Consider the following 1,573-nt stretch of genomic DNA (forward strand, 5'->3'; position numbering starts at 1 on the left):
CGAAAATATGCTCGCAGATTTATGGAGAGAGGGAGTGGTTGACGCTTCGATAATCGGAAAAGTTTGCAAGAGAGATAAAGAATATATAAGATTAATCAAATAAATTTATTATTTTTTAAATTTATTAAATCATTAAATCTAATAAATTAAATTAATTTTTTAGCCGCCTCTATCAAACCGACAAATAAAGGATGCGGATTTGTTATTCTCGATTTTAATTCGGGATGGAATTGGACTCCTATCATATAAGGATGATTTTTTACTTCAACAATTTCTACCAATTCTCCGTTTTGCAATTTTCCCGTTATGATTAGTCCGTTATTCTCCATTTCGTTTATATATTCGTTATTGAATTCGTATCTATGTCTATGTCTTTCGCTTATTATTTTATTTTTATATAATTTATAAGCCAAACTTTCTTCTTTAATTTCGCAAGGATAAGCTCCGAGTCTCATTGTTCCTCCTTTCAATATATTTTTTTTCTGTTCTTCCATTAAAGTTATTATTGGGTATTTTGTATTTTCGTTTACTTCAATCGTATTCGCTTCTTTATAACCCAAAATATTTCTTGCAAACTCAACGCACATTAATTGCATTCCCAGACAAATTCCCAAATAAGGAATTTTATTTTCTCTCGCGTATTTTATGGCTTCAATTTTTCCCTCGATTCCTCTCTCTCCAAATCCTCCGGGAATTATGAATCCGTTTACATCCTTAAAATGACTTTCAATGTCTTTGCCAACTTCCAAAGTTTCCGCGGAAATCCATTTAATATCTACATTAATATCGTTATAAATTCCGCCATGATTTAGCGCTTCGATTAAAGATATATAAGCGTCTTTCATCGCGATATATTTTCCAACAATGGCGATTTTTACTCTCTCGTTTTTTATCGCTATGTTTTTTTGTTTTATTATTAAATCGTTCCAATTCGACAAATCTATTTTTTCGGTTTCAAGTTTGAAATGTTTGCATACCACATCGGAAAGCCCTTGACTCTCGAGCATCAAAGGAACATTATATATATTAGGTTCGTCAAAATTTTCAAACACATTTTGTTTTGGCAAGTTGCAAAATAAAGCGATTTTAGCCTTATGCGAATCTTCCAAATGTTTATTCGTTCTGCAAACTATAATGTCGGGGATTATTCCGCTTTGCATAAGCTGTTTTACGCTATGTTGAGTCGGTTTTGTTTTTATCTCTTCGGAAGAGCTAATAAAAGGAATTAGAGTGACATGAATATATAAAACATTTTCCTGTCCCAATTCCGCTTTTATCTGTCTTATCGCCTCGATGTAGGGAAGGGATTCTATATCGCCGATTGTTCCGCCAATTTCGGTTATCACTATATCCGTTTTTTTCGGGTCGTTTTCTCTATAAATTCTGTTTTTTATTTCGTTCGTAATATGAGGAATAACTTGAACAGTCTCGCCCAAATATTTTCCCTCTCTCTCCATATTTATGACATGCTGATAAATTTTCCCAGTCGTCACATTGCTGTATTTATTCAAATTTTCGTCAATGAATCTCTCATAATGCCCGATATCCAAATCGGTTTCCGTTCCTCGTCCGT

1 protein-coding gene is annotated in these 1,573 nt (G+C 33.1%); it reads right to left on the minus strand.

Features of this window, described 5'->3' with window-relative positions; all coding sequences use genetic code 11:
• Positions 1-146: 146 nt before the first annotated feature.
• Positions 147-1,573, minus strand: a 1,427-nt coding sequence (locus EZH24_RS11565; protein ID WP_137999243.1) for a CTP synthase, incomplete at its 5' end; no start/stop codon positions are given.

The organism is Brachyspira catarrhinii, assembly GCF_005518285.1.
GTDB classification, from domain to species: Bacteria; Spirochaetota; Brachyspiria; order Brachyspirales; family Brachyspiraceae; genus Brachyspira; species Brachyspira catarrhinii.